This is a genomic window from Paenibacillus sp. JSM ZJ436 (assembly GCF_044383795.1).
Classification (GTDB): Bacteria; Bacillota; Bacilli; order Paenibacillales; family Paenibacillaceae; genus Paenibacillus_AQ; species Paenibacillus_AQ algicola.
In genome coordinates this window covers 24,525-48,754 of the sequence record NZ_JBISEO010000009.1, presented here as the reverse complement: position 1 = coordinate 48,754, position 24,230 = coordinate 24,525, and the positions used below count along the sequence as shown (strand labels likewise).

The 24,230-nt window shown below is 52.0% G+C and carries 23 protein-coding genes; 18 read left to right on the top strand and 5 right to left on the bottom strand.

The window, feature by feature from the left end; genetic code table 11:
* Nucleotides 1-125 precede the first annotated feature (125 nt).
* Complete coding sequence (locus tag ACH6EH_RS12990; protein ID WP_397332618.1) at nt 126-1,325, top strand: transglutaminase domain-containing protein; 1,200 nt, start codon at nt 126-128, stop codon at nt 1,323-1,325.
* A gap of 132 nt (nt 1,326-1,457) precedes the next feature.
* Here the strand turns inward: ACH6EH_RS12990 and ACH6EH_RS12985 are convergent, their stop codons facing one another.
* Nucleotides 1,458-2,909, bottom strand: a complete 1,452-nt coding sequence (locus ACH6EH_RS12985; protein ID WP_397332617.1) for an amino acid permease — start codon at nt 2,907-2,909, stop codon at nt 1,458-1,460.
* Nucleotides 2,910-3,136: 227 nt separating this feature from the next.
* Complete coding sequence (locus ACH6EH_RS12980; protein ID WP_397332616.1) at nt 3,137-4,270, bottom strand: virulence factor; 1,134 nt, start codon at nt 4,268-4,270, stop codon at nt 3,137-3,139.
* Nucleotides 4,271-4,619: 349 nt separating this feature from the next.
* Here ACH6EH_RS12980 and ACH6EH_RS12975 point away from each other — a divergent pair, with 349 nt between their 5' ends.
* The 5 genes from ACH6EH_RS12975 (at nt 4,620) to ACH6EH_RS12960 (ending at nt 10,011) form a co-directional block, all read left to right on the top strand.
* Nucleotides 4,620-5,972, top strand: a complete 1,353-nt coding sequence (locus tag ACH6EH_RS12975) for a cytochrome ubiquinol oxidase subunit I (RefSeq protein WP_208204364.1) — start codon at nt 4,620-4,622, stop codon at nt 5,970-5,972.
* The gene (locus tag ACH6EH_RS12970; protein ID WP_397332615.1) at nt 5,969-6,991 is read left to right on the top strand and encodes a cytochrome d ubiquinol oxidase subunit II; all 1,023 of its coding nucleotides are present in this window, start codon (nt 5,969-5,971) and stop codon (nt 6,989-6,991) included. Before ACH6EH_RS12975 ends, ACH6EH_RS12970 begins: the two co-directional genes overlap by 4 nt.
* 17 nt (nt 6,992-7,008) lie before the next feature.
* Complete coding sequence (gene cydS, locus ACH6EH_RS20235) at nt 7,009-7,110, top strand: cytochrome bd oxidase small subunit CydS family protein (RefSeq protein WP_407669122.1); 102 nt, start codon at nt 7,009-7,011, stop codon at nt 7,108-7,110.
* Between the two features lie 77 nt (nt 7,111-7,187).
* A complete protein-coding gene (locus tag ACH6EH_RS12965) occupies nt 7,188-8,219 on the top strand; it encodes an MBL fold metallo-hydrolase (RefSeq protein WP_138227004.1) in 1,032 nt (343 codons plus the stop codon).
* Between the two features lie 166 nt (nt 8,220-8,385).
* A complete protein-coding gene (locus ACH6EH_RS12960; protein ID WP_397332613.1) occupies nt 8,386-10,011 on the top strand; it encodes an ABC-F family ATP-binding cassette domain-containing protein in 1,626 nt (541 codons plus the stop codon).
* A gap of 66 nt (nt 10,012-10,077) precedes the next feature.
* Here the strand turns inward: ACH6EH_RS12960 and ACH6EH_RS12955 are convergent, their stop codons facing one another.
* Entirely contained in the window at nt 10,078-10,260 is a 183-nt protein-coding gene (locus ACH6EH_RS12955) for a hypothetical protein (RefSeq protein WP_138227002.1), read from the bottom strand.
* Nucleotides 10,261-10,554: 294 nt separating this feature from the next.
* On the opposite strand from ACH6EH_RS12955, the gene ACH6EH_RS12950 reads away from it, so the two are divergent.
* Nucleotides 10,555-11,439: a cation diffusion facilitator family transporter gene (locus tag ACH6EH_RS12950; RefSeq protein WP_397332612.1), complete on the top strand. Its 885-nt coding sequence runs from the start codon at nt 10,555-10,557 to the stop codon at nt 11,437-11,439.
* Nucleotides 11,440-11,530: 91 nt separating this feature from the next.
* Here ACH6EH_RS12950 and ACH6EH_RS12945 read toward each other — a convergent pair whose 3' ends face one another.
* Nucleotides 11,531-11,929: a hypothetical protein gene (locus ACH6EH_RS12945; RefSeq protein WP_397332611.1), complete on the bottom strand. Its 399-nt coding sequence runs from the start codon at nt 11,927-11,929 to the stop codon at nt 11,531-11,533.
* 159 nt (nt 11,930-12,088) lie between these two features.
* Between ACH6EH_RS12945 and ACH6EH_RS12940 the strand changes: the two genes are divergently transcribed.
* A complete protein-coding gene (locus ACH6EH_RS12940; protein WP_397332610.1) occupies nt 12,089-12,664 on the top strand; it encodes a hypothetical protein in 576 nt (191 codons plus the stop codon).
* A gap of 131 nt (nt 12,665-12,795) precedes the next feature.
* On the opposite strand, the gene ACH6EH_RS12935 is transcribed toward ACH6EH_RS12940, so the two are convergent.
* The gene (locus ACH6EH_RS12935; RefSeq protein WP_397332609.1) at nt 12,796-12,963 is read right to left on the bottom strand and encodes a DUF1328 domain-containing protein; all 168 of its coding nucleotides are present in this window, start codon (nt 12,961-12,963) and stop codon (nt 12,796-12,798) included.
* Between the two features lie 216 nt (nt 12,964-13,179).
* Here ACH6EH_RS12935 and ACH6EH_RS12930 point away from each other — a divergent pair, with 216 nt between their 5' ends.
* The 10 genes from ACH6EH_RS12930 (at nt 13,180) to ACH6EH_RS12885 (ending at nt 24,133) form a co-directional block, all read left to right on the top strand.
* The gene (locus ACH6EH_RS12930) at nt 13,180-13,707 is read left to right on the top strand and encodes a DUF948 domain-containing protein (RefSeq protein WP_397332608.1); all 528 of its coding nucleotides are present in this window, start codon (nt 13,180-13,182) and stop codon (nt 13,705-13,707) included.
* Nucleotides 13,708-13,771: 64 nt separating this feature from the next.
* Nucleotides 13,772-14,299: a hypothetical protein gene (locus tag ACH6EH_RS12925; RefSeq protein ID WP_397332607.1), complete on the top strand. Its 528-nt coding sequence runs from the start codon at nt 13,772-13,774 to the stop codon at nt 14,297-14,299.
* Nucleotides 14,300-14,385: 86 nt separating this feature from the next.
* Entirely contained in the window at nt 14,386-14,730 is a 345-nt protein-coding gene (locus ACH6EH_RS12920; RefSeq protein ID WP_138227879.1) for a YflT domain-containing protein, read from the top strand.
* Nucleotides 14,731-14,912: 182 nt separating this feature from the next.
* Nucleotides 14,913-16,088, top strand: coding sequence for a PP2C family protein-serine/threonine phosphatase (locus ACH6EH_RS12915; RefSeq protein WP_397332606.1), 1,176 nt, complete (start codon nt 14,913-14,915; stop codon nt 16,086-16,088).
* Complete coding sequence (locus ACH6EH_RS12910; RefSeq protein ID WP_397332605.1) at nt 16,085-19,756, top strand: response regulator; 3,672 nt, start codon at nt 16,085-16,087, stop codon at nt 19,754-19,756. The genes ACH6EH_RS12915 and ACH6EH_RS12910 overlap by 4 nt, the downstream gene beginning before the upstream one ends.
* A 66-nt stretch (nt 19,757-19,822) precedes the next feature.
* Nucleotides 19,823-20,698: a CheR family methyltransferase gene (locus ACH6EH_RS12905; RefSeq protein ID WP_397332604.1), complete on the top strand. Its 876-nt coding sequence runs from the start codon at nt 19,823-19,825 to the stop codon at nt 20,696-20,698.
* Nucleotides 20,699-20,719: 21 nt separating this feature from the next.
* Nucleotides 20,720-22,414, top strand: coding sequence for a response regulator (locus tag ACH6EH_RS12900; protein WP_397332603.1), 1,695 nt, complete (start codon nt 20,720-20,722; stop codon nt 22,412-22,414).
* Nucleotides 22,415-22,558: 144 nt separating this feature from the next.
* A complete protein-coding gene (locus ACH6EH_RS12895) occupies nt 22,559-22,897 on the top strand; it encodes an STAS domain-containing protein (protein ID WP_397332602.1) in 339 nt (112 codons plus the stop codon).
* 16 nt (nt 22,898-22,913) lie between these two features.
* Nucleotides 22,914-23,366, top strand: coding sequence for an anti-sigma B factor RsbW (rsbW, locus tag ACH6EH_RS12890; protein ID WP_138226990.1), 453 nt, complete (start codon nt 22,914-22,916; stop codon nt 23,364-23,366).
* Nucleotides 23,363-24,133, top strand: a complete 771-nt coding sequence (locus tag ACH6EH_RS12885) for a sigma-70 family RNA polymerase sigma factor (RefSeq protein ID WP_397332601.1) — start codon at nt 23,363-23,365, stop codon at nt 24,131-24,133. Before rsbW ends, ACH6EH_RS12885 begins: the two co-directional genes overlap by 4 nt.
* Nucleotides 24,134-24,230: the final 97 nt, after the last annotated feature.

Here is a 24,230-nt window from a genome sequence, read left to right as displayed (position 1 = left end):
TCTGATGGTTAAGGACCGAAAATCTGCTGGATCTGGGGCAAGAATAGGACGTTGTAACTCCAGGCATTGTGCTACAATAGAGGCATGAAAAAACGCTGAATGATTTGGCAGGCTTGTAAATAATCATGAAGAAAGAACAAGCGTTATTTATCAATCGAGGTGAAGGAAAGGGCGGGGTACCCATGAAATGGAACCGGGCGCTTCTGACAAAGCTGATGCTGACCGGGACCTTGGCGGTGACGGTGGCTGCCGTGCCAGAATCGGCGGAAGTGAGCAATGTCCATGCGACGACGGATAAGACGGTCACGACATCGGTCGATGACATCAGGCAGAAGCTGCTCACGGCTATGAATAGCCGGGAAGCCTACCTGCGCTTTGTCTATCAGGGACAGACCAAGTCACTCAAAGCCCATCTGAAGAACGCGCTGGATCAAGCGATGGACAGTGACCCTTACATTCATTATACCATTGCAAGCTACAGCTACGATTACCGCGGCACCTCCTCATCGGCAGACGTCACAGTCCGGTTAACCTACCGGGAAACCGCGGAGCAGACAAGGTATGTGGACCGCAGAGTGAAGGATATTCTGGCCGCGGTCATCAAGCCGGGCATGAGCAGCCATGAGAAGGTGAAGGCCATTAACGACTGGGTAGTGCTCAACCTGAAATATGACACATCCCTGAAGAAATATACGGCATATGACGGGCTCAGCACGGGAAGTACGGTGTGCCAGGGATATTCCCTGCTTACCTACAAGCTGCTGAAGTCGGCCGGAATCGAGAACAAGATTGTGGAGGGCACGGCCTATCCCTCGGGAAGCGGCCAGGGCCAGCTGCACGCCTGGAATCTTGTGAAGCTGGACGGGAAGTGGTATCACCTTGATACGACTTGGAATGATCCGGTCCCGAACCGGGAGGGAAAGGTATCCTACACTCATTATTTACGGAGTGATGCCCAGATGGCGAAGGATCATACCTGGGTTAAATCCTACCCTGCGGCTAGTACCTCATACAGCACGACCCTGAACGCCCTGGCCTCGAAGCCATCCTCCAAAGCGGCAGCCTACCGTGCATTGATTCAGGCGCTGGAGTATGATCTTCATGATCCCAAAGCAGCCATACGCACGTATGACCAGCTTCATGCGAAGGTGAATGCCGCCGTCAGAAAAAATCAACAGGAGCTCGTCTTCCGATACGATGGCGAGGAGCGCGGCCTGCTTGCTCTGCTGCAGGAGCTGCAGCGTAAAGCTGGTGTCGGCACGATCCGCTATTATCATGACGGCCTGGAGGACAGTGATGATCTGAAGGTGCACATCTCCTGGTGAACCTAATATAATGCTGTCTTTAAGGCAAGTGTCAAGTATCGTCGACCACGCAAATAACATCATCCACAAAGCAAATGGCGGTGCCAGGATAAACTCCCTGCACCGCCATTTATTAATTTTTGCCCGTAATGTTTACTTGGCAGGCGTTGAGAAATCGCAGTCTTCAAGCGGCACGAGCTTGCTGGTACGAAACAGCTTGTACCCGAACCAGATGGCGAAGAACAGCGGTACACTGACATAGGTGGCAATCAGCGTGGACCAGCTGATATCTCCGCTGAAATCACCTTGGCCGATAATGGCCACGATGCAGAGCAGGAACGCAAACAGCGGTCCAAACGGGAACCAGCGCGCCCGGAAGGGCAGCTCGTTGAGATCCCGGCCCTGAGCAGTATAAGCCTTGCGGAAGCGATAATGGCTTACCGCGATCGCGAGCCAGTTAATAAAGCCGCACATGCCGGAAGCGTTTAGCAGCCAGATATACACCTGACCGTCCCCGAAGAACGAGGCCAGGAAAGCGAGCATGCCGATGGACGCCGTAACCGTGAGCGCAGCCACGGGCACCCCCCGGCTGTTCAGGCGGCTCAGCCAGCGCGGCGCCATTCCTTGCTTCGCCATGGCATACAGCACGCGAGTCGAGGCGTACATGCCCGAATTGCCGGCAGACAGCACCGAGCTCAAAATAATTGCATTCATGACAGAGGCAGCAAAGGCCAGGCCAGCTTTCTCGAATACGAGCGTGAAGGGGCTGACACTGATGCTGTTAACGTCTGATTGCAGCAGGCTGGGATCACTATACGGGATCAGCAGACCGATGACAAAGATAGCAAAGATATAGAAGATGAGGATGCGCCAGAATACCTGGCGAATCGCCCGGGGCACATTCTGCCGCGGGTTCTCGCTTTCCCCTGCGGCAACGCCGATCAGCTCGGTTCCCTGGAAGGAGAAGCCTGCCGCCATAAAGACGCCGATCAGTGCGAAGAGCCCTCCGTGCATCGAGCCGCCGCCATCAAGATTAAAGTTCGTAAATCCGACCGACTCCCCGCCCAGAATGCCGAAGATCATCATCACACCTGTAATCAGAAAAATAATGACGGTAACCACCTTGATCATGGCGAACCAATATTCAGACTCCCCGTACCCTTTGGCCGACAACACATTCAGCCCATACATAATGCCTAGGAAGAGCAGGCTCCAGATGAAGGACGGGCTGTCCGGAAACCAGAATTTAATAATGACCGTCGCTGCGGCCAGTTCGGCCGCGATGGTGACGGCCCAGTTGTACCAGAAGTTCCAGCCGACCGCAAACCCGAACGCCGGGCTGACATACCGGGTGGCATAGGTGCTGAAAGCACCGGCGTCCGGCAGGAAGGTGGCCAGTTCTCCTAAGCTGGTCATTAGAAAATAAACCATCAGGCCTACAGCGGCGTAGGCCAGCAGCGCACCGCCAGGTCCGGCAGAAGCGATAGCACCGCCGCTTGCGAGAAACAGCCCTGTGCCAATAGAGCCTCCAAGGGCAATCATCGTCATGTGGCGGGCTTTGAAGCTGGGCTTCAGTGAGGTCGCAGGTAATTTATGGCGTCTCATGATCGTAACACTCCTTCTTTCTGATAAAAAATGCCTGTCCGCGGACGATAAACGCCGCAAAAAAAGCCTGCAGTATACACTGCAGGCCGAAAATACAGCCTCATGTTACCAAGCCGATAGCACACCGCGCCTCGCAAGAGAGACACGACAGTTCCGTCCGTCTGATCCCAACAGAGATTTGAACAGAGTCTAAGTATAAAAGACATTCCATCTGTAATGCAATGGTTTTATTTGACATCCTTTGTCCGTTTCGCCATCTGCTGCCATACCGTTCCGGCAGCCTCTTCACCGGATTGAATGCGCTCCAGCGCCATCCTTGCCTGCAGGCTGACCTCAAACTCCGGATCCTCCGCCGCTTCGGTCAGCGCCCCGGAGGCTTCCTCCGTGCCCACTTCATATAGGAAGCGGGCCGCACGCCAGCGGACCAGCTTGCTGCTGTCCTTCAGCGCCTGAATCATGACCGGTGTAGCCGCCGGGTCTCCGATGTCAGACAGCGTATCGCCTGCTGTACGGCGAACCGCCGGCGATTCATCGGTCATCGCTTGCTGCAGCAAGGCCATGGCTTCCGGTGTGCGGAAGTCGCCCAGATATACGATCGCCAAGCGCCGGATTTGCATCTTGGAATCAGACAGCGCCTCCTTCAGAAGCGGCAGATGCCGCTCCTCTGGCTCCAGCACGTCCAGCGCGGCATAGCGGACGCGCCAGTCGGAATCCTTCATGGCGGCGGCCGTTTCCTCATCGCTCAGCTTGCGCCGCTGCTCGATAAACTCCTCTTCGGCGGCGCCATGGGCGATAGCCTGTGACACGACCTTATCCAGCCGCTCCTGCGGGAAGGCGGCTTCAAGCTCCTGCTCGACCTCACGGGCGATGTCGGCCAGCTCGCCATAGCGGACGCCGTAATCCTTCAGCTTGCGCTCCTTGATCATCGTGTTGGACGCCACCTGGGTGACTGCCTCTGTAAAGCGCTGCGACAAGCCGATCCGTTCTTCCTGAAGCGCACTCTTGACGCGGATCTGCATCGGGATGCCGCGGAAGAATTGGACGAATACCTCAGCTTCGCCAAAAGCGCCGGCAGCTTCCTCGCTTCCTCCGGCCTGAAGCCCTTCCTGTCCGAACTTCTCCTGCACCTCGCTCAGAATTACCTGCCAATCGGCGCTGCCCTTGCGGTCCAGCGCGATAAAGTCCAGGGTGTGGAAGATGCTCTTCACGCCCTGAATATGCAGCAGCTCCCGGATCCACGCAGGAGCAGAACGTTCATTATCCAGGGTATATGTTTTGCGGATTCCCGGTTCCAGGGATTCGTCAAGATGAAGCTTCATGGAATTTGGACTGGGGGTAGGCTCAATAAATGTAATTTTCATGAGATTAGACGTACCTCCTTTTCCTTCATCTCTATATTGTACCTCTTTTAGGGCGCAGAAAAAACCTGGCGTCACAAGATCACATCAAATCTTCAGCTTGCACACATTTTACAAATTTGGCGGATAAAAAGAAGGGGGGCTTGTCAAACTGTATACATCAGACTGCAGGAGGCCGCAGGCAAAGGGAGGTGCAGGAACGATGAACATCCGGCAGGAGAAGAAGCTCGCTGCGGTGTGCTTTGTATCAGCAGTCATCATGCTCTATGCAACCGTGAAGGCACTAATCCGCTACATCCACTATTTCAGCTAAAGCTGATGTACTGTGACTAACCACCAAGGAGTGAAGATGATGTCTACGCTTGACCCTGTTCTTATGAGCCGGATTCTGACGGCCGTTACGCTGTTTGTACATATTGTGTTAGCTACCATTGGAGTGGGCATTCCCGTCATGCTGGCGCTGGCGGAGTGGAGAGGAATCCGGACCGGAGACAAGCACTACATCCTGCTGGCGCGAAGGTGGGCCCGCGGCTTCGTCATTACCGTGGCGGTGGGCGTCGTGACGGGAACGGCCATCGGTCTGCAGCTGAGTCTGTTGTGGCCGACGTTTATGAAGGTGGCTGGCCGGGCGATCGCACTGCCCTTGTTTATGGAGACCTTTGCTTTTTTTGTGGAGGCGATCTTTCTGGGCATTTATCTGTACACCTGGGACCGGTTCAAGAACAAGTACACCCATCTGCTGCTGCTCATCCCCGTGGCGATCGGGTCATCGGCATCCGCGGTGTTCATTACAAGCCTCAATGCGTTTATGAACCAGCCGCAGGGCTTTGAGCTGGTGGATGGTGTGTTCACCAACGTCAACCCGTTCCTCGCCATGTTCAACCCGGCCACTCCCAGCAAGGTGGCTCATGTGCTGGCCTCTGCATACACAACCAGCGCCGCTGTGCTGGCGAGTATCGCAGCCTTCAGCCTGCTGAGGCGCAAAGACCATCCTTATTTCAAAAAAGCGCTCAAGCTGTGCGTTATCTCCACCTTTGTCTTTGCCATGACGACGATTCTGATCGGCGATTTCTCCGGCAAGTTCCTGGCCAAATTTCAGCCGGAAAAGCTGGCTGCGATGGAATGGCATTTTGACACGATGACGGAAGCTCCACTCATTTACGGCGGGGTACTGGATGAGAACAATGACATCAAATATGCGCTCAAAATCCCGTACGCCCTGAGCATACTGGCGGGAAACCGGCCGAATACAGAGGTCATCGGATTGAATGAATTTCCCGAAGAGGAGCGGCCGCCGCTAATGATCCATTATTTCTTTGACCTGAAAGTAACCAATGGCGTGCTGCTTGTGCTCATCCCGCTGCTGTTCATGCTGCGCAAGAGGCTGCCTGGCAAGAAGCCTTATCCCACCTGGCTGCTGATTGGCATCTTTGCCCTGGGACCATCGGCTATGGTAGCCATTTGGCTGGGATGGTTTCTCGCAGAGGTCGGCCGGCAGCCCTGGATTGTCCGGGGCTATATGAAGGTCGCGGAGGCAGCGACCACCTCGCCGAATGTAGGCTGGATGCTGCTGCTGTTCATTCTGCTTTACATCGTGCTGGCTGTTTCGGCAGTCAAGGTGCTGAGCCGCCTGTTCCGCAGTAAAAGTGCAGAGGAAGAAATTGCGCAGCTGGGCTGGGATCCGGAAGGAGGCAGGGGACAATGAGCTACGGCTTGACGGCCATTACGGTGCTGTGGACCTTTTTGTTCGGATATTTGATCATTGCATCCATTGATTTCGGGGCCGGATTTTTCAGCTTTTACAGTGTCGTGACCGGCCATGAGAACAAAATTCACAATATTATTCAGCGCTACCTCTCTCCGGTATGGGAAGTGACGAACGTATTTCTTATTTTTTTCGTGGTGGGGCTGGTGGGATTCTTCCCCGATGCCGCCTATTACTACGGGACGGCGCTGCTGGTGCCGGGAAGCCTCGCCACCGTTCTGCTCGCGCTTCGGGGTGCATATTATGCCTACAGCACCTATGGGCACCATAAGGGTCATAACCGGCTGTACATGGGGGTATACGGGGCCACCGGACTGTTGATTCCCGCAGCGCTCTCTACGATTCTGGCCATCTCCGAAGGCGGCATTATTCACGTGGATGAGGGTAAGGTCGGGATCAGCTGGGTAAATTTCTTTATGAACCCGTATACCTGGTCTGTCATTGTGCTTGCACTGGTCAGCGTACTGTACATCTCGGCGATGTTTCTATGCTACTATGCAGACCGGGCCAAGGACCGGGCAGCGTTTCAGGTCGTAAGGGGCTACGCCCTGCTCTGGAGCGGTCCAACGATTGCGGCGTCACTACTTGCCTTTTTCCAGATTAACCGGCAGAATCCGGAGCATTTCCAGAACATGCTGAACATGGCCTGGATGTTTATCGCTTCCTTTCTGTGCTTTGCAGCCGCGATTTATCACGTCTATAGACAGAAGCGCCTCGGCTTATCCTTTATGCTTGTCATTCTGCAGTTTGGCTTTGCCTGGTACGGCTATGGACGCTCCCATCTGCCTTATATCCTGTATGACCAAATCAGCATCTATGAGAGCATTACGAGCGAGACGATGGCGGTAGCTATGATCAGCGCGTTCGTACTGGGCCTGCTCGTGCTTATTCCGTCTCTGGTGCTGCTGCTTTGGCTGTTCTTGTTTAATGCAAACTATGTGCGCGGACAATCCCGCTAGGAAGGGGGCAGGTTAGAGTGGAGGATTTTAATATATTTATTGCCCCTCTTTTGGCGGTTGCGGCGGCCATTGTGTTTATGATTATTTATACGATGAAATACAAGGACCCGTCCGATTGAACTGGCATTTGAACACTTTTCGCAAAAAGGGGTAAAATACGGTATAGAGAAACAGACAGGGAGAAAGGAGGGAGAGCATGCCTCGAACCCGTTACAACAATATTGACAACGTCAGCACGGACAAAACGCTGAAGCAGTTCAGGCAGTGGCGAGAAGAACGGCGGCAGAAGAAAAAGGATTACTCCTACGTCATACCGAACATCTCGCCGGACCTTGATTATTTGCATGGCAACCGGCATGACACCTCCGTAACGTGGGTTGGACACGCGACTTTTTTTATCCAGTACGAGGGGCTGAATATCGTTACCGATCCTGTATGGGCAAAGCGCATGGCGTTCACAAAGCGGCTGGGTGAGCCCGGAATTCCGATTACGGACATTCCGCCGCTGGATCTCATTCTTATATCACATTCTCATTACGATCATCTGCATGTCGCTTCTATCCGCAAGCTGTACCGCTCACATACAACCATTATCGTACCGGCCGGATTGCGGCGGAAGATGGTGGCGAAGGGCTTTCGGCGGGTGATTGAAATGCACTGGTGGGAGACGCTTACCCATGGGGGCGTCAGGATTTCCTTCGTGCCGACCCAGCACTGGACGCGCCGGACGCCATTTGATACGAACACCTCGCATTGGGGCGGCTTTGTGCTGGAGCCGAATCTGGACAGCGAGGAGATTGCGGAGGACAATCCGCTGCAGGAGGACGGGACGCGGAAGCTGCCGCCGAATTTGTATTTTGCGGGGGACAGCGGCTATTTCCCGGGCTTCAAGGATATCGGAAGGCGGTATAACATCCATATTGCGCTAATGCCGATCGGGGCCTACGAGCCGGAATGGTTTATGACGTCCCAGCATGTGAATCCGGAAGAAGCGCTGCAGGCCTTTCTCGATGTACAGGCGGAGACGATGATCCCGATGCACTACGGCACCTTCAAGCTGGCGGATGATACGGCGCAGGAGGCACTGGAGCGCATGGAGGCGGAGCGCGTCAGGCTGGGAATTCAGGAGGAGCAGATCCGGGTGCTTAAATACGGAGAGACCTTTAAGGTGAAGCCTGAACGGAGATTGGCGGAGTCGATCACGCCAAAGGAGAAGCCACAGTCATAAGCAGCACGCTCTTTTTCGAGAAACGGGGGACACCCTGTGAAATCCTCGGAAAAGGGCTTTTTTTCTGGGGCTGCCCCGCTTTCTTGATCAAAAGCTTCGTGTACAGCGAGTTCTTATGCTATAATGTGCAAAAACCCTATAGTTGAATAAAGGATGGTAATGCTTAATGATCAGTACAAGCGGCGTCACGCTCCGCTATGGCAAAAGAGCACTCTTTGAAGATGTAAATATAAAGTTCACGCCGGGGAACTGCTACGGCCTGATCGGGGCCAACGGCGCCGGCAAATCGACGTTCCTGAAGATTCTTTCCGGGGAGATTGAGGCCAACCAGGGCGAGGTTCACATGACGCCGAATGAACGGATGGCGGTTCTGAAGCAGAACCATTACGAATACGACCAGTACCGTGTGCTGGAGACGGTCATTATGGGCCATGCGCGGCTGTACCATATTATGAAGGAAAAGGACGCTCTGTATGCCAAGGCTGACTTCTCCGAGGAAGACGGCATGCGCGCCGGAGAGCTGGAAGGCGAGTTCGCGGAGCTGAACGGCTGGGATGCCGAGCCGGATGCAGCAGCACTCCTGATTGGTCTCGGTATTGAGCGCGAGCTGCATGACAAGAACATGTCTGAGCTCAGCGGTAATGAGAAGGTCCGCGTCCTGCTGGCGCAGGCCCTGTTCGGACGTCCGCATAACCTGCTGCTGGATGAGCCCACGAACCATTTGGACCTGGAATCCATTCAATGGCTTGAGAACTTCCTGATGGATTATGAAGGCACCGTCATCGTGGTTTCTCACGATCGTCACTTCCTGAACAAGGTATGTACCCATATTGCGGATATCGACTTCGGCAAAATCCAGATGTACGTCGGCAACTACGACTTCTGGTACGAGTCGAGCCAGCTGGCACTTCAGCTGCAGCGCGAATCCAATAAGAAGAAGGAAGAGAAGATCAAGGAGCTTCAAGCGTTTATTCAGCGCTTCTCCGCGAATGCCTCCAAGTCCAAGCAGGCAACGTCCCGGAAGAAGCAGCTGGATAAAATTACACTGGATGACCTCCGTCCGTCCAACCGGAAATATCCATTCCTGAACTTCAAGCCGGAGCGCGAAGCCGGCAAGCAGCTGCTTACGGTGGATGGCCTGAGCATCAGCGTGGAAGGCGACAAGGTGCTGGATAACGTCAGCTTCGTAGTAAACAAGGGCGACAAGATTGCTTTTGTCGGACCGAACAGTCTGCCGAAGACGACATTGTTCCAGACGATTATGGGCGAGACAGAAGCAGAAGCTGGAGAGTACAGCTGGGGTGTCACCACAACCCAGGCGTATTTCCCGAAGGATAACTCGGCGTATTTCGACGGAGTGGACCTGAACCTGGTAGAGTGGCTGAGACAGTACTCCAAGGATCAGGATGAAACCTTCCTGCGCGGGTTCCTGGGCCGCATGCTGTTCTCTGGTGAGGAAGCACTCAAGAAGGCGAGTGTACTGTCCGGGGGCGAGAAGGTTCGCTGTATGCTGGCGAAGATGATGCTGAACGGAGCCAACGTCCTGATCTTTGACGAGCCGACGAACCACTTGGATCTGGAATCCATCACGGCGCTCAATAATGGCTTGATTGATTTTGACGGCACGATTCTGTTCACATCCCATGACCATCAGTTCATTCAAACCATTGCGAATCGCATCATTGAGATCACGCCGAACGGCATCATTGACCGCGTCATGAGCTACGATGAATATCTCGAGAGCGAAGAAATCAAAACACTGCGCCAGAGCATGTATCCGGTGGAAGTGTAGATATAGCGTGAACGCAATCTGGCCGCAGAGGGGATGTCCCGTCTGCGGCCAGATTTTTTTTGGATTCTAGGAGCCCCCGGTGCGGCGGCGCTGATTGTTCGGCTTTTTGTTGTTCTGGCTTTTCATCTTCTGGACGTTATCCTGCTGAAATCCGCCGGCTTTGCCGGAGCCGCCCTGCTTTTTCTGCTCCAGCTTCTGGCGGATGGCATCGGCCAGGCTGATCTTCTTCGGACCGTTAGATTCGGTCATGGAGGACTCCCCCTCAATGTCTATTTGTCCTCATTTTATTCGTTTTTAAATCTCGGAGCAAGGGTAACAATAAATGTATTGGCGGCATCTGGAAAGGCTTGGCTGTAGACATTGTGAATCAAGGCAACATATTTTCGATATGGCTACAAGATTTGACCCGCCTTACAAGGTTTCGTATACCCTACAACGTTTCTCTAGACCCACAACAGAGGTCTTTGCTAGGATGGTATCTGTTACACCACGAACTATGATTTCCCACGGGGGAGAGAAGAATCGAAGGAGCGAAGGCGAACTGTGGATGCATATGAGGATATTAAAAAAGGGGAACGCGGCGCCTGGGTCAGCATTACAGCCTATCTGGTCCTGTCGGCATTCAAGCTGGCCAGCGGCTACTGGTTTGCTTCCAGCGCCCTGACGGCCGACGGAATTAACAACTTGACTGATATTATGGCTTCGACCGCGGTGCTGATCGGTCTGCGAATCTCCCGCAAGCCGCCGGATGAAGATCATGCCTATGGTCATTTCCGGGCAGAAACGGTGGCTGCGCTAGTTGCTTCCTTTATTATGGCAATCGTCGGTATCCAGGTACTGGTGGAGGCGGTACGTAGCCTGTTCGCCGGAGTCAAGGAGGCGCCGGATCTATGGGCGGCGGCGGTAGCCGGCGTAGCCGCTGTAGCCATGCTGGGCGTGTACCGCTATAATAAGCGCTTATCCCTGCAAATTAACAGCCAGGCGCTCATGGCGGCGGCCAAGGACAATTTGTCGGATGCCTTAGTCAGTATTGGAGCGGTGGTCGGCATACTCGGCGCGCAGCTCGGACTGCCGTGGATGGATACGGCAGCCGCCTTTGCAGTAGGTCTCATTATTTGCAAGACGGCCTGGGAAATTTTCAAGGATAGCACGCACAGCCTGACAGACGGCTTTGATGAGACGCGTTTAACAGATTTCCGCAGCACGATTGAGCGGACACCCGGGGTCGAAGGGATCCGCGATATGAAGGCACGTATTCATGGCAACCATGTTCTGGTTGATGTGGTCGTTGAGGTGGACCCGTTGCTGAGCGTTATTGAGGGACATGAGATCAGCGACTCGATTGAGGAGCGGATGATACGAAAGCATAATATTATGCACATTCATGTGCATGTAGAGCCGAAGGAAGAAACCGTAGAGCAGGAATGATGCCTGATAGACGGCAGCCGACCTCAGCCAGCGGCAGGCAACAAAAAAAGGATCGCAGCGATCGCCCGATCCTTTCCTGTTCTATATCAAACTACATTTTTTCCATATGAATCCATGCTTTGCCGAGCCAAGTATAAATCTCTACCCACTCACCCGTCCACAGCATTTGGCGCTCGTTGCCGGTCGTATCTACCATCTGAGGAGCCAAGGCACCGATGACCTTGCCGTTCGGCATGTCGTAGAAATACGTACGCTTCATGAGATTAATAATCTCTGTCGGATTCAAAACCACTTCATCTGCCTGAATGATCGGCTCATTGGCCAGGGTCATGGTTGGTTCCATGGACGTTCCTTCAGCGGTAGTTACCGTGCCGGATGTGCTTGCCGGTGTAACGGTATCCGTGTAGCCTTGGACCGGTGCGGCAGATGCTCCAGCAGTCAGCGACAGGGCCAGGCCCAAAGCAGCAGTAAAACTCACAGTTTTTTTCATGATTGACTCCTCCTCGAGATCGGTAAATTAGTTAACGACAATATCGTAATAACCTGCTTGCAGGTAAAATGAACCATAAATCTGGTTATTTTTTGTATGCCGTTTTACAATAAGGTGGAAGACCGGGCCTGTTGAGAGCTTGGGAGGAGGGAATCCGGAATGACACGCCGATCAAAAAAAACAGGAGCACGCCTGTTTGCGCTTCTCATTGTCGTGGTGGTTTTGTTAGCGGGGGCGCTATGGTGGATTTCACCCACCGAGCGGCTGGACATGGGCTACCGTACGGTGGATTTCAAAGACAGGCTGCTGCAGATGGCGGAGACCAGAGAGCCTCGTTTAACATTAAGCGCCGATGAGATTGGCCAGCTCAGCAAGAAGAATCTGGTCAAATACCTGGACAAGCAGGATCCTGGCGTCGATATTACCGGTGCGAGGTTCACGATGGAGGGCAGCAGCATGCGGGCGGATGTGAATGGGAAATGGGGATGGGTGCCTTTCGGCGCGCAGCTGGATTTCACGATAAAGACCAGCGGAAGCCGGCTGCTCTTGGAGCATCAGGCTACCCGCATCCGGGGTGCAGAGGTACCGGGGGGCTTGTTTCAGCTGGAGCCTCTGATCGTAAACCTCAAGGATTATTTGCCCGAGATGCTGACCGTTCGCGATATCGAGCTGACAGGTGACGGCGTGAGCCTGGTGTTCAAGATCGATTGGTTTTCATTGCCTTCCTGGTTCTAGCCGCCAATAGCTCCTCCTGGAGCACGCCAAAAAGCTGCTTTCTTGTCCACAAGAGACAAGAAAGCAGTTTTTTGGCGTTTGTACCGTATAGGATTAAGGGGCATATGCTGGATGAATACGCTGCTGCGGCTTTACCTGGACCTTTTGCGCCCGAAGATCAGAGAAACCACAAACAGGATCAGGAATAAGAAGAAAATGACCTTGGCAATGCTGGCTACCGCTTCTACCACGAGACCGAGGAATCCCAGTACACCCGCAGCAATTGCGATCAGCAGCAGGATTACAGACCATTTGAGCATCTGACTCACCTTGCTTTCTTTTATAGTATGAGCGTAAGACTTGAAGCTTCATGTCACCTTATCGGTGTGTCTTGTAGATAACTATAACCGGGTCAAAATACCTTGAATCAATGCCTGATTTGGCTTTAGAGTACGGGCTTTTTATTGTTTCGGCAACCCAGGCAGAGGGTAACTATGAACTAACTAACAAACAAAAATGTAAAGTGAGGTTGTGCCATGTTAACTCAAATTAGTATCGCGGTTATTGCGGTAGCCTTTGCAGTCCTAGTATTCTTCCTGATCAAAACGCTGAAAGCTGCAACGGTGTCGCTGGACAAAGTGACGCAAACGCTGCAGGAAGTGCAAAAGACCATTGATGAGTTGAGCTATGAGGTGAAGCAAACCATTCGTAACACGAATGATATTACGGTCGATGTTCAGCATAAGATGAAACAGATTGATCCAGTCATGAACACAGTGAAAAATCTGGGTGAAGCGCTGAGCGAGGTAACTTACGCAGTTAAAGAGGTTTCTGCCGGCGTTGTCAGCAAATTCAGACAATCCAGAGAGAACAAGAATAAAAGCGGCTCTCTGCCGCAGCCTTCTTCTTCCGCAGTGACGCCATCTGAGCGTACGGTTCAGTCTTACAACGCTGTATACAGTGACTCTTCATCAGGCTCCACTTCTAATGTAAGCAAATGGCTGAACTATGTGGATGCTGCTGCAGGAATCTGGAACAAATTCCGCCGCCAGAAAGTCCGTTAACATCAAGAGCGACTGCGCCTGACGCCTGACGTCTCGCAGGGAAATACAAAGGGGTGAGGGAATCATGTTAAATGTCGTGCTGTTGCTGCTGGGAATGCTGTCACCTATAAGCGGTGAAGTGGGGCTGACGCCGATGACCGCTTCGACAATGACATCACCTGTCGTGCATGCCGAGTTAAAGCTGAACACTATGCCGGAGCAAGCGCCTGCTGAGCCAGAGGCGGTAACCTTAAACGGAATTTCGCTTACGGACCGCATCGGGGATGTTGTTGACAAGCTGGGAGAACCGTTAGAGGTCACGAAGGAGCCTCTACTGGGGTCTACGGAATATCATTATCCGGATATGACGATTGGCTTTTATGAGGATCTGACAGACTATGTTCGGGTGCATCCATCCGCTTCCACGGTTCAGGTGAATGGCCAAGACATTGCAATGACGACTGATGCCCTGCTCTCTTCATTGGGAGAGCCGTATTTCCGAGGTGAAGATGGCGTTTCATATGTATGGGAATACGAGGCGCTGAAGATTTTTATGGACATGGATACTGGGGAGTTGCACGCTGTCGATTTATTTGTCGATTATCGTCAGTAAGGTGTTTCACCCGCGAATAAATTGGTTAATACATTTCGGGACTTATGTATTTTCTAAATCTGCAGTGAATCTAGGAGGTTATTATGATGGAATCAACCAATCAGAAAGCATACGCTAAAGTAACCGACAATGGCACTCAGGCCGTACAGGAAGTCCAGAACCTGCATAGCAGCGGCTATACACAGGAGCATATTTTCGTTCTGGCTCATGACTCGGACCGGACGGAGCGGATTGCATCAGCTTCCGACGCCAGCGAGGTCGGCATGAAAGAGGAAGGCGCGTTCGATACGATTGCGAACCTGTTTCGCTCCCGTGGTGACGAGCTGAGAGCCAAGATTCAATCCCTCGGCTTTACAGAAGCAGAGGCTGACTTTTATGAGAAGCAGCTTGATCAAGGCAAAGTGCTTGTCATCGCCAAGAAGGATGAGTAAGGTAAAGCACGCTGCATAGATATTAAACATAGATAAGGAATGGGACAATTCTGTCTCATTCCTTATCTATGTTTTGAATATACCATGCATTGGAAGTCTTTTTTTCGTGTCCAACGACTGCACCGTTTATAGTATACTGGATGGAAGATTTCTGCGTATGAAGTCACGTTAAGGAGAGGGATATGAGAATATTAATCGTAGACGACAATCCAACCAACGTCATTATTATCCGGGAAATTCTGAAAAAAGAGCAGTACCGCGATTTAGTGACGGCATCTTCTGCTATAGATATGCTTGAAATTCTCGGAATTGGAGACCGCAAGGCGGACCTTCGTCCCAAGAAAAGTGATATTGATCTGATTCTGCTTGATATGATGATGCCGGAAATGGATGGCATTGAGGCTTGCCGGATCGTACAGCAATATGAGCATCTAAGAGACATCCCGATTATTATGGTGACTGCGGTTGGCGATTCCAAGAAGCTGGCCGAGGCGCTTGATGCCGGAGCAGGGGATTACGTGACCAAGCCGATCAATAAGGTAGAGCTGATGGCGCGAATCCGTCTGGCGCTTCGCCTGAAGCATGAGAAGGACTGGCATAAGGAGCGGGAGCAGCGGATTCAGGATGAATTGAAGCTCGCCTCTATGGTCCAGAATGCAGTGCTCAGTCTGCCGATTGAGGATCAGCTGTTTGAGGTGCATGCACTGTATCAGCCTTCCGCCGAGCTGGCTGGTGATCTGTATGCATGGTATTCGCTCGGTGACGGTCGGTATGGCATTGTGCTGCTGGATATGATGGGACATGGCATCTCGTCATCTCTGTTCTGTATGTTTATCGCTTCCGTGCTTCGGGATACGGTGACGACCTATGTCGAGCCGGAGAAGGTTATTCAGGAATTGAACCGCCGCTTTAACCAGCTGCATATTGAGAATCAGCTGATCCAATATTATTTTACGGCTATTTATATGGTTGTAGACACTCGAATGAAGCGGGTGGACTATGTTAATGCCGGTCATCCTCCAGCTCTCTTTTTTGGCGAGGATGGCACGGTTCAGACCCTAGATCAGGGCTGTTGTCCTGTCGGCCTGTTTGACCGAATTCAGGATATGGAGCCTAGAAGCTTTCACTATGAAGGCAACGCACATCTGGCGATGTACACGGACGGTCTGATGGAAGTTGTCGAGGGCAGTCATGAGGAGCAACTGGAATATTTGAAGACACACCTCGGGGGAAGCCACAGCTGGCGCGAGACGGAAATGAAGGAGCTGTTCTTCAATGACAGCGCAGCTGTAGAGCGTGAGGATGACAAGTGCTTGGTCTGGGTTTCTCTAAAACAGGGAGAGGAAGAGCGTGAATGAAGATTAAAAGTAAGCTGGTCATTGGCTTTACATCGCTGCTTGCCATCATGCTTGTGCTGTCGGTCATTATGTTTGACCGGCTGAGCTTTATGAATGAGCAGATGGATGCTATTTATAGTGAACGATACCAGAAGGTGCGCGATTCCAGCTCCATGCGGGGTGAGGTCAATAATATGGCCCGCGCCCTGACGAATCTGATGCTGTCCGAGGACACAGATTCTACGGCAGAGCGGATTGACGAGCTGGAGCGGATGACCGAAACAGCAGCAGGCTACTATACATCGATGAAGGAAACACTGAATACAGCAGAAGAAATGCAGCTTCTCAGTGAGATTGAGGAGGCTGCAACGGCGTATTTAGCTTATCAGAACCGGACGCTGGAGCTGGTGGCTCAGGGGGATGCGGAGGAAGCGAACGATTACCGGATCAGCACCGGTCAGGATGTGCAGGAGAATATGCTTCGCAGCTTGAATGCGCTGGCAAACTATGAGGATAACAAGATTGATGAAGACATCGCAGGAGCGAAGGCTGCCTATGAGCGCTCGCTCCAGACAACGACCTTTATCCTTGTGGCCGGGATATTGATTGGCCTCGGTGTCATGCTGTGGGCTGTGCCGAGCATTACGCGGGGGATTAATACGGTTTCGTTGATGCTGAAGAGCTTTGGAGAGGGCAAGCTCCATGAGATTAGAAGCATTGAGGTGACCACGAAGGACGAGATTGGCGATGTGGCGCAGGTATTTAAAGAAATGGCCGAGGATATTGAAGAGAAGCAGAAGCTGGAGCAGACCTATCAGCAGGCTCAGAACGACCAGTCCTGGATCAACTCCAACATGGCCAGAATTACAGAGCTCCTGGAAGGGGTTCATTCTCTGTCCGAGGTCGGTCAACGGTTTGTCAGTGAGTTTACACCGGTGCTGGGGGCCCATTACGGGGCACTCTATGTGCGGCAGGTGGATACCAGTCCGAACCTGCTGGAGCTTAAGGGCTCATATGCGATGGACGCTGAAGGAAATCCGGAGGTGGACTTCAAGGTAGGCGAAGGGCTCGTCGGTCAGGCAGCCTTGGACAAGAAGCCAATTACGCTCAACGTCCTGCCGGACAACTATCTGTCCGTAAAATCCGGGTGGGGCTCGTCCCAGCCGGCATCCATGCTGGTCTATCCGGTAATGTTCGAGAGTGAAGTGCTTGGCGTTGTGGAGATTGCTTCGTTTGATTCCTTCACACCGCTGCAGAAGCAGCTGCTGCAGCAGCTGACACAGTCGCTCGGCATTATCCTGAATAACATTACAGGCCGTCTGCGCGTTGAAGAGCTGCTGCGGGAATCCCAGGCGATGACTGAGGAGCTGCAAAGCCAGTCCGAGGAGCTGCAAACCCAGCAGGAAGAGCTGCGCCGCTCCAATGAGAACCTGGAGGAACAGACGAAAGCTCTGAAGCGATCCGAAGAACTGCTGCAGCGTCAGCAGGAGGAGCTGGAGCACTTTAATACCGAGCTGATGGCCAAGACCCGGGCCCTGGAAGAGCAGGTGCAGGAGGTCGAGGAGAAGAACGATGAAATCGAGAAAGCTCGCGGCCAGCTGGAGAAACAGGCAGAGCAGCTATCCTTGACAAGCAAGTATAAATCGGAATTTTTGGCGAATATGTCGCATGAACTGCGTACCCCGCTGAACAGCCTGCTTATTCTTTCGCAGCTGTTGACCGAGAACAAGGATGGCAACCTCTCCACCAAGCAGATTGAATATGCGCAGACGATTTATATGTCAGGCTCGGATCTGCTGAAGATGATTGATGAGATTCTGGATTTGTCCAAGGTGGATGCCGGCAAGATGGAGATCAACCGCGAGCCTGTTCATATGAAAGAGATTGAAGCCTTCGTCCATCAGAACTTTGATGCTGTGGCTTATAAGAAAAATGTCACGCTTCTGGTCGATCAATCCCAGGAAGTGCCGGATAGCCTCATTACAGACAGCCACCGGGTGAAGCAGATTTTGCGGAATTTGCTGTCCAATGCGTTTAAATTTACGAGCCGGGGATCTATTGAAGTCCATATTACTCCGGCAGAACCGGAGCAACTGCCAATTCTCCTGGATCGGAAGGCCAAATATATTGCCTTCTCGGTTAAGGATACAGGGATTGGCATTCCGGAGGATAAGACAGGACTCATCTTTGAGGCGTTTCAGCAGGTAGATGGCACGACCAGCCGCAAGTATGGGGGAACGGGTCTGGGGCTGTCCATCAGCCGCGAGCTGGCTAAGCTTCTGGGCGGCGCCATCGGCGTGCAGTCCAAGGAAGGTGAGGGAAGCACCTTCACGCTTTACCTTCCAGAACAGACTGCTCTGTCAGCCGCGGAGGAAGAAGCTGCGCCTGCCGCAGAAGAGTCTTCGAGATCCGATATGCTGATCGAGGAGCGTTCGAGGAATACGATGCCTTCCGCGGTACGGCCAAGCAGCATCATTGAGAATGTTGAGGACGATCGGGACCAGATTGGCCCTACTGATAAAGTGCTGCTGATTGTGGAGGATGATGTCAAGTTTGCAAGGATTCTCGTCGATATGGCGAGAGGACGCGGGTTTAAGGCCTTGGTCGCCCTGCAGGGGGATATTGGCTTGAAGATGGCTCAGTCTTACCAGCCGGATGCGATTATTCTCGATATTCAGCTGCCGGTGATGGACGGCTGGTCGGTGCTCGGCGAATTGAAGGGCTCGGCCGCAACCCGTCATATTCCGGTGCATGTGATCTCCGTCATTGATGAAGTGAAGCAAGGGCTCATGATGGGAGCGATCGCTTACTTGAAGAAGCCGTCCACGCGTGAAGCGCTGGAAGGGGCCTTCTCCCACATTGAAGCTTATGCCGAGAAGACCATGAAGCAGCTGCTTATTGTCGAGGATGATGACATTCAGCGCCTGTCGATTATCGAGCTGATTGACCATGACGATGTGACAATTACAGCGGTAGCTTCGGGGGCAGAGGCCCTGGAGAAGCTGCAGCAGCAGCGGTTTGACTGCATGGTGCTGGACTTGATGCTGACAGACATGGATGGCTTTGAGCTTCTGGACAAGATCAGAGAGGATGAGAAGCTGGTCGATCTGCCGATTATTATTTATACCGGCAAAGAGCTGGACACCAAAGAAGAGACACGCCTGCGGAAATACGCCGAGTCCATTATTATCAAGGACGTAAAATCACCAGAGCGGCTGCTGGATGAGACGACCCTCTTCCTGCACCGGGTGGAGGCGAATCTGCCGGAGGACAAGCGTAAAATTTTGCAGAAGCTGCACAATAAAGAAGAGCTCTTTGACGGCAAGCGGATTATGCTGGTCGATGATGACATCCGCAACATTTTTGCCTTATCCAGTGTGCTGGAGGGCTACAATATGGATGTTACCTTCGCTGAGAACGGCAGAGAAGCCATTGATCTGCTTGAAGCCGGTCCGGACTATGATCTGATCCTGATGGATATGATGATGCCGGAGATGGACGGCTATGAGGCTATGCGGATTCTTCGCAAGAAGCCGCGCTTTGAGAAGATTCCGATCATTGCCCTAACTGCGAAGGCGATGAAGGAGGATCGGGCGAAGTGTATCGAAGCCGGCGCATCTGATTATATGAAGAAGCCGATTCAGACCGAGCAGCTTCTTTCATTGATGCGGGTCTGGCTGTATTCGTAAGCTTCAAATGTGGGTAAAGATTAGTAGTAATCGAAAAATTGCAAGGAAAGAAAGCCGGTGCGAAGTATGTCATCCGATGATTTAACGGAATTGAGCTTGAAGCTGAATATGGAAGAGAAGAATGAAACCGAGCTGGAACAGATTGAAATGGAGCTGCTGCTGAATGGCATCCATCAATATTACGGCTATGATTTTCGCAATTATGCGGTGCCTTCCCTAAGGCGGAGAATTTGGCATCATGTATATGCTGAAGGGCTGACTACGATCTCTGCGCTGCAGAACAAGGTGCTTCACGAGCGGGACTGCTTTGAACGGCTGATCTTCAGCCTTTCTATTCCGGTGACGGAAATGTTCAGAGATCCGCAGGCTTTTCTCACCTTCCGCGAGAAGGTGATTCCGTTGCTGCGAACTTACCCTTATATTCGCATCTGGCATGCAGGCTGCTCGACCGGTGAGGAAGTGTACTCGATGGCGATCATGCTGCATGAAGAGGGACTCTATGACAAGGCGCGGATTTATGCCACAGACATGAACTCCAGATCGCTGCAGCAAGCCAAAGAAGGCGTCTTTGATATTAAGAAAATGAAGCAGTATACGAAGAACTATTTGGAGGCGGGCGGCACGCGCTCGTTCTCTGAATATTACACAGCTAAATATAACTCAGTGATTTTCCACCCGTTTCTCAAAAAGAACATGATTTTCGCCGAGCATAATTTGGCCACAGACCGCTCATTTAATGAATTCAATGTTATTTTCTGCAGAAACGTAATGATTTATTTTAACGACGAGCTCCGTGATCATGTACACGGATTGTTTCACGAGAGCTTAAGTCATTTCGGTATTCTGGTGCTGGGAGCCAAGGAGTCGATTCATTTTACAAGCTTCAGCGAAGCATATAAGGCTCTTGACCGGACGGAGAAGATTTACCGAAAGATTAAATAGATAGTTTTATAGGAGGATTCCATGGGGTTTCAAGAACCGATTCATATTCTGCTGGTAGATGACCGCCCTGAAAATTTGCTGGCACTAGAAGCTGTACTCGACAGTGTGCACTATAAGCTTGTCAAAGCGACCTCAGGTGAAGAAGCCCTGCGGTGCCTGTTGAAGTATGATTTTGCTGTCATTGTTCTGGATGTTCAGATGCCCGGTATGGACGGCATTGAAACAGCTCGGCTGATCAAGGCACGTGATAAAACGAAAGATATCCCGATTATATTCATCTCTGCGAACAGTAAGGAAGCGGAGCACCTGTTTGCAGGTTATTCCGCAGGCGCTATTGACTACATGGTCAAGCCCTTCATCCCTCAAATCTTAAAGTCCAAGATTGAGGGCTTCGTGGACATGTATTTGTCCAACCAGCGCCTGAAGACCCAATCCATGCTGCTTCATCAGAAGACGCAGGAGTTGGAGCGTATTAATCAGGAGCTGGTGCAGGCGAAGGATGCTGCAGAGATTGCAGTCCGGGCCAAAACCGAGTTTCTTGCCATGATGAGCCACGAGATCCGCACGCCCATGAACGGAGTCATCGGCATGATTGACCTGTTAATGGAAAGCGAATTGCAGGATGAGCAGAGAGAATATGCAGATATTATTCGTAACAGCGCCGATGCGCTGGTGTCCATTATTAACGACATTCTTGATTTTACGAAGATGGAATCCGGCAAAATGAAGCTGGAGGCGCATCCGTTCGAGCTGAAATCCTGCGTTCAAGAGGTAGCCGGCTTGTTCTCGGCCGAGGCCTCCAAGAAGAAGCTGGAGCTGGACTGCTTCGTGGAGCAGTCCATTCCCCGGATGATTTACGGAGATATGGGGCGTCTGCGCCAGGTGTTGATCAACCTGGTATCGAACGCCGTGAAATTCACGAATCAAGGCGGAGTTTATCTGGAAACGACACTGAAGGAAAGCACGGGGCAGCGTATGACTCTGGAATTTACAGTGCGGGATACAGGAATCGGCATTTCTGCCGAGAAGCTGGACTACCTGTTCAAGCCATTCTCTCAGCTGGACTCTTCGATGACCCGAAAATATGGGGGGACGGGACTGGGGCTCGCGATTTGTAAATCACTCGTGCAGCTTATGGGCGGCGAGATCCATGTCGAGTCCAGTGAAGAAGACGGAGCTGCCTTCGTCTTTACAATCGAAGTAGAGTGTTATGAGGATGAAGAAGATAAGGATGGACTGAACGAGCCGCCGGAGCGTCTGCGCCTGAAAGCAAAGGATAAAGAGCCGAGTATCCTGGTTGTAGATGATCATCCGATTAACCGCAAGCTTTTAGTTAGTATGATCGACAAGCTTGGCTTTTCTGCAGAAATGGCGGAGAACGGAAGAGAAGCGGTGTTCCTGGCTTCCCGCAAGACGTATGACATGATATTTATGGATCTGCAGATGCCGGTGATGGACGGGCTGGAAGCGACACGCCTCATTCGCAGCAGTGGTCTCCCGGGGCAGGACACAATTATTGTTGCGATGACTGCGAATGTCATGGAAGGGATTCAGGTCCGCTGTCTGGAAGCGGGAATGAATGAGTACATTAGCAAGCCTGTGAAGATGAGCAGTGTGAGGCATTTGCTGAAGCATTATTCGTTTACGGGACATGAGGCCGCTCACGAAGGTCTGATTCACGCCCCGGAGGATGACTGGAGGGTCTACCACGCTTAAGCCCTTTACGGTAAAATACACTTCATTTTACTCTCAACCTGATCCTGCCCAGTAATTGGATTGTGTGCTTTGGTCGCTTGCTTGTTTCAAACCTCTGTTTTAAGGGTTATCAGTAGAGAAAACATATGTCGGGAGAGAGTGTCTATGAATACAACGAATCAAGATAAGTTTAACGCCACAACGCAAATGAATGACAAGGTATGCACGGTGTTTTTGAGCGGAGAGCTGGATCTTTCCGTTGCACCGGATTTTCGGTTGGTCATGGAGCCCTTGGTCAGTAACGCGGAAATGGACTTAGTCGTGAACATGAAGGAAATGACATATATTGATAGTACAGGCATTGGCATTCTGCTGTCCATTCTCAAAGCGCGACATGGCATGGAAGCAAGCTTCGGGGTGGAGGAAGTTCCTCCGCAGATTCAGAAGCTGTTTGACATGACAGGTATTGCCAAATTTTTTGCCCCTCAGCGGAACTCCCAATAGGAAAGGATCGAAAAGCATGAATACTGATGCGCAACGAATTACGTTGAATCTGCCAGCCAGTGCAGAATATGTAGATATTGTTCGATTGAACCTTTACGGCATAGCTTCCAAGATCGGCTTCTCGTATGAAGAGATTGAAGATATGAAGGTAGCCGTTTCAGAAGCCTGCAACAACTCCGTGCTGTATGCCTATGGTCAGCAGGGCGGAATGGTAGACGTTATTTTTGATGTGACCTCTGGATCCCTGTCGATTACCGTTCGAGACGAAGGGGAGAGTTTCGAAAGTAATAATCGGGTTGGCGGCTCCGAGACTCTTCATGATAAGGAGCTTAGCGATGTTCAGATCGGCGGTCTCGGCTTCTATCTTATGGAGGCGCTTATGGACGAGGTGAGCATCAAAAACCAGGCAGGAAAGGGTACAGAGGTTGTTCTTACCAAACGACTTGCGAGAAGTGAGGAGCCGGTATGAATGATAAAGTGACTCCCCCAGAGTCCAAGGATGAGGCAATTGGCCTGATTTGGGAATATCAGCAGACCAAGGATAACGATATTGCCACCGTCCTTATTCAAAAATATGAGCCGATGGTTCGCATGGCAGCCGGCAAGATTGCCAGAAATCGACCTGATCTCTACGAAGACTTGTATCAGGTGGGTCAGATGGCGCTTATCCGGCTGCTTCAGCAATACGATATCAGCCTGGGTATTCCGTTTGAGCCCTACGCGATGAAGAGCATGATCGGCCATATGAAGAACTTCCTTCGAGACAAATCCTGGTACATACAGGTGCCTCGCCGGATCAAGGAGAAGGGTGCCTTGGTGCAGCAGGCCATCGACGAGCTGATGGTCAAGCTGGAGCGTTCGCCGGATGTGCATGAGATTGCCGAGCATTTGGGCCTTACTGTGGAGGAAACAGTAGAAGTGCTTGCCGGCCGGGAGTGCTATCACTATGTATCCCTGGATTCTCCGCTCTCTCAAGAGGAAACGGGTGCGACGCTTGGTGAGCTCATTAGCTCCGATGTCAATGATTTTGACTCTGTCGAGAAGCGTATGGATTTGCAGCAGGCTCTCAGCCAGCTGAAGGAGCAGGAGCAGAAGGTACTGCTGCTCGCATTCCAAGAGGGCCAGTCACAGCGGGCAATCGCCCAGAAGCTGGGCGTCTCGCAAATGAGTGTATCCCGTATCCAGAAACGCGCTACAGAGAAGTTGAAGCAGATCATGTCCAATTCTTCTTACTGATATGGGCAAACTCTTCTGCATATATGTCAGGAAGATGATATAAGGGGTACGCTATTCCACATCGGAAGTGCGTACCCTTTTTAACATGGTGATGACT